Origin of the sequence: Aurantimicrobium sp., assembly GCF_036667855.1 — a bacterium.
Taxonomy (GTDB): domain Bacteria; phylum Actinomycetota; class Actinomycetes; order Actinomycetales; family Microbacteriaceae; genus Aurantimicrobium.
This window is the reverse complement of record NZ_JAVWTF010000076.1, coordinates 1-4,469: the sequence shown is the minus strand read 5'-3', so window position 1 is coordinate 4,469 and position 4,469 is coordinate 1. Positions and strand designations below refer to the sequence as shown.

Below are 4,469 nucleotides of genomic sequence, written 5' to 3'. Positions count from 1 at the left end.
TAACCTAAACAAGAGAGAACAAGAAAGCTATGTAATGACTGTTTCTAACGAGCCTGCTGAGCTGCGCCGCCAACGCATACTTTCATTTGCAAATGAAAATGATTTCCTCCGACCTGCCGATCTTGCAATAGAGCTTGGTGTTTCGGGAGAAACCATCCGTAGAGACCTCCAAGCACTTGAAAAATCGGGACAAATTCGCCGGCTTCATGGGGGCGTTGTACTAGAAAAAGAGTTACGAGCGGTAGAACCAAATAGAGAAAGCCGCGCAAAAACAAACCTCAAGGGCAAAAAAGAAATCGCAGAGATTGCTGCTTCCCTTTTAGGCAACGACGACGCTGTGTTCCTGGATGTTGGTACAACGATTGAAACGGCTGCGCAAGCAATCCCGAAGAACTTCAGCGGGACTCTCATAACGAGCAGCCTCATAATTGGATCCCTGCTCGGCAATCTCGAACACGTAAACCTTCAGATACTCGGCGGCAAACTTCGTGCCGGGGAATACACGACCTTCGGGCCGGATACCATCGCTCAAATTGACAATTACAACGCGGATTTTGCATTTATTAGCGCGGGTGGAATACATCCCGAAAACGGTATTACCGACTACTCAACAGACGATGTGGCCTCGCGCTTGGCTATGATCAAACGTTCCAAATCAGCATTTGTTCTTGCAACAAGCGACAAGCTTGGAAAAACCGCACTCCGTCACGTTTGCGATGTAAAAGAGATTCAAGGCGTAATTACTGACAGCAACGTTTCAGATACACAGATCGCCCAGTTCCGAAATGCAGGAATAGAACTGCTGCATCCATAGGTCATTACTTTCATAAGTAATTCATAGGTTCGTCATAGGGTTCCCCCAGACAGACCTGACAGTTTTATTTCATGACCATGACCGCACCATACAAAACCCCTCAGCCCGCTCGCCGCGGAAACGCTACTTCTGAGCGTGCCACGGCTATCAAGCGTGGCTACAAGGCACGCTTGCGTCGTGGTGATCTGCTGGAGACCATCGTCTACTTCTCGGTCGCTATCGTCCTCGCACTCTTCCTTGCTGATGGCGGGGCTACCTACTTCATCAACATCAAGGATGTTGCCACAGGCTTGGGCATTGTGACCGGCCTGATTGGTTCTGATCTTCTTTTGATCATGCTCGTGCTGGCCGCTCGAGTCCCCATCATCGACCGCACCTTCGGTCACGACAAGGCACTGGCTTTGCACCGCAAACTGGGCAAGCCTGTTCTCTACTTGATCCTGGCTCACATGTTGCTGCTCATGATTGGCTACGGCATTGCTCAGGGGCTCAACCCTGTCGCCGAGGCCATCGACATGATTGCCAACCAGCAAGACATGTCCATCGCATTCATCGCAACCGGACTGTTAATTGCGGTTGTGGTGACCTCCCTAGTGATTGTGCGCAGGAAGCTCTCCTACGAGTTCTGGTACATCGTGCACCTGCTCTCTTACGCTGCAATCCTGCTCGCCCTTCCCCACCAGTTCACGCAGGGCATGATGTTCGCTGAGGGAACCTGGGCTCGTTGGTACTGGATGGCGCTGTATGTTGGCTCGCTTGCCGCCATCACCATCTTCCGTGTGATCATTCCTGTGGCCAGCTCGCTGCGTCACGACCTGCGCGTGAGCCAAGTTGTGGTGGAAGCTCCAGGTGTTGTCTCGGTGACCATGAGTGGTCGCGACCTCGACGCACTGCGTGCTCAAGGTGGCCAGTTCTTCCAGTGGCGCTTCTGGGCACCCAACATGTGGCTGGATGCTCACCCCTACTCACTTTCTGCACACCCTGACGGTCGCTCACTGCGCATCACCGTGCGCGATCTGGGTAAGGGAAGTGGCAAGCTGCTGACCCTCAAGCCCGGCACCCGTGTCAGCTTCGAAGGTCCCTACGGACTTTTCACTGAAGAAGCACGCACCACTAACAAGGCCGTGTTTGTCGGCGCCGGCATTGGTATCACGCCCATCCGCGCTCTGCTGGAGGCATCTGATCTCGCTCCCCACGAAGCAACAGTGATTCTTCGCGGCAGCGACGCTGAGGATGTCTACTTGTGGCAGGAAACATACGACCTCTGTGTTGAGAAGTCTGCTTCTCTGCGCGTGCTGGTGGGTCACCGTCCTCGAGGCGTGAACACATGGCTCTCGGCGGAAGCCTATGGTCAAGGAGAGTCCCTCCTCACTCTGGCTCCCAAGATCAAAGAATCTGATCTCTACATCTGTGGCCCAACCCCCTGGACCGAACTCGTCATCCGCGACGCTAAGCGTCTCGGACTCAAGGATCACCAGATCCACGCTGAAAGGTTTGATTTCTAATGCGCGCAGGTAGTGCTTTCTTAGCCGGAGTTGGTTCGGCAGCAATCGTGGCCATCGGCTGGCAGGCAGGCGTGGGAACACTCGTGTCTTCCCTCCCACAGAGCCAGGCTGCAGCCTCGGGAACAACTGCTGGTGCAAGCTCCTCGACGTCGTCGAACTCGGCCACCACGGACACCTCATCGCAGGCCACCACAACTGCCCCTGTTGCGTCAGGCCCTGCAGATGGCACCTACGACGGCGCGGTTATCAACACCCGCTATGGTGCACAGCAGGTTCAGGTCGTTATTTCGAGCGGACAGATTTCAGACGTCATCGTGCTTCAAACACAGACTGCTGACCGCAAGTCTGAACAGATCAGTTCACGCGCTAACCCCATTTTGCGTGAAGAAGTCCTCAGCGCTCAAAGTGCTCAGGTTGCCAACGTCAGCGGTGCGACATACACCTCTCAGTCCTACATGCAGTCATTGCAGTCCGCACTGGATGCAGCTGGATTCACGGGCTAACACGTTCATCATGGCAGTGCACTCGTTCGAGACCATGGGAACCATGGTCAGTATTCGCATCGCGGATGCAGAACTTGGCGAGCACTCACGCGAGGACAGTGCCATTGCAGTGCTCAACGAAATCGAGCATGAATTCTCTCGATTGAATGCACTCTTTAGCCTCTACCTCGAGGATTCTGAGCTCTCCACAATTGCTCGCGGTGAGCTCGCACTGGCCGACTCCAGTGAGGAAATGCGCAGTGAATACGCGCGCTCTCTCGACTGGCGTGAAAAGACGGACGGCGCTTTCACTCCCCATCGACCTGATGGAGTGATTGATCTTTCCGGAACCATCAAAGCTGTGGCGATCGATGCGGCAGCTACGCTGCTGCGAGACGCCGGCTTTGTGAACTTTTCCGTCAACGTGGGAGGTGACCTCACTACGTCAGGCGATCAATCTTCAGAAGAGTCTGGCTGGATTACCGGGATTGTGGAACCAGAAGACCGCGGAACCATCTTGGCCGCCATCCGGCTTACCCCTGAGTTCCCTGCCATGGCCACTTCAGGATCGGCAGAGCGCGGGGAACACATCTGGCTACGTCCCGAAACGACCAAAGAGTTTGTTCAAGCCACCGTCATTGCCGATGACATCATGACCGCAGACGTGCTCGCCACCGCAATCATTGCGGGTGGACAAGCAACATTGGATCTGATCACACAGAACTTTGCTGTGGCTGTAATGACCGTGGCGCCAGATGGAGCTTTACAAGCCAACGCGAAGTTCCAAGAGCTCGTAGCGCGTTAAGAATCGCAATCACATCGATCACTTCCTGGAATCCGGCTCCCACAACAGCAGGAATGAGTCCAAAGGTAGCTAAGACCATCAAGATCAAACTCAGGGAAATACCAATCCAGATGCTCTGCAACGCAATCCGAATAGTCTGCTGACCAATTTCAATAGAGCGGGCAACGCGGTGAAGATCATCTTTCATAATGACCACATCAGCTGATTCACTGGCCGCAGTGGAACCGCGAGCCCCCATAGCCACACCCACATTGGCTGCCGCGAGCACAGGTGCATCGTTAACACCATCACCCACCATCATCACGGGACGATCAGTCACCGCCTCCACAGCGCGAACTTTATCCAGCGGCAAACATTCAGCGCGAACGTTGGTCACACCCAACTCCCGGGCAACATGCTCGGCGGTGACCTTTCCGTCACCGGTGAGCATGAGAGTGTGACGAACACCGAGCGCAGACAGCCACTGCAGAGTGTCTGGGGCATCGGCACGAAGTTCGTCACGGAGCAGTAATGCTCCGGCGAACTCCCCGTCAATGGCGACATAGACAGCGAGCTCACCCGCAGTGATCTCCACTCTCACCGTGCTGGGATCTTGCTCAGCAATAAAGCTGTATTTGCCCACCACGACCTTCTTGCCGTCGATGGTGGCGGTGAGACCAGCAGCTGTGGTCTCGGTGACATCCGTGCAGGGTTCAACAGTGAGACCACGCTGCTGGGCACCGACCACGATCGAGTGGGCAAGGGTGTGGGCAGAGTATTGCTCGGCAATAGCGGCCAAGCGCACCAGCTCGTCTTCCTCAATACCAGGGGCCGCCATCACTTTGCTCAACACGGGCTGGCCGTGGGTGAGAGTTCCCGTCTTA

At 55.0% G+C, this 4,469-nt stretch carries 5 protein-coding genes; 4 read left to right on the top strand and 1 reads right to left on the bottom strand.

Translation table 11 applies throughout. From position 1 onward, the window contains the following. The 4 genes from RR877_RS09795 to RR877_RS09780 form a co-directional block, all read left to right on the top strand. The coding region (locus RR877_RS09795) for a DeoR/GlpR family DNA-binding transcription regulator (protein ID WP_332628081.1) at window positions 1-814 on the top strand (814 nt) is incomplete at its 5' end. Between the two features lie 71 nt (window positions 815-885). Then, window positions 886-2,319 carry a ferredoxin reductase family protein gene (locus RR877_RS09790; RefSeq protein WP_332551035.1) on the top strand — a complete coding sequence of 478 codons (1,434 nt, stop codon included), beginning with the start codon at window positions 886-888 and terminating at the stop codon, window positions 2,317-2,319. Then, window positions 2,319-2,822, top strand: a complete 504-nt coding sequence (locus RR877_RS09785; protein ID WP_332628080.1) for an FMN-binding protein — start codon at window positions 2,319-2,321, stop codon at window positions 2,820-2,822. The genes RR877_RS09790 and RR877_RS09785 overlap by 1 nt, the downstream gene beginning before the upstream one ends. Before the next feature lie 10 nt (window positions 2,823-2,832). After that, window positions 2,833-3,606 (top strand): FAD:protein FMN transferase, encoded by a 774-nt coding sequence (locus RR877_RS09780; protein ID WP_332628079.1) that lies wholly within the window; start codon window positions 2,833-2,835, stop codon window positions 3,604-3,606. Here the strand turns inward: RR877_RS09780 and RR877_RS09775 are convergent. Further along, on the bottom strand, window positions 3,515-4,469 hold a 955-nt coding region (locus RR877_RS09775), incomplete at its 5' end, for an HAD-IC family P-type ATPase (RefSeq protein WP_332628078.1). The two genes, RR877_RS09780 and RR877_RS09775, sit on opposite strands and share 92 nt — an antisense overlap.

Bases quoted from the DNA above. Each gene is read 5' to 3' on its own strand.
- RR877_RS09790 (WP_332551035.1), top strand. From the start codon at position 886: ATGACCATGACCGCACCATACAAAACCCCTCAGCCCGCTCGCCGCGGA.
- RR877_RS09785 (WP_332628080.1), top strand. From the start codon at position 2,319: ATGCGCGCAGGTAGTGCTTTCTTAGCCGGAGTTGGTTCGGCAGCAATC.
- RR877_RS09780 (WP_332628079.1), top strand. From the start codon at position 2,833: ATGGCAGTGCACTCGTTCGAGACCATGGGAACCATGGTCAGTATTCGC.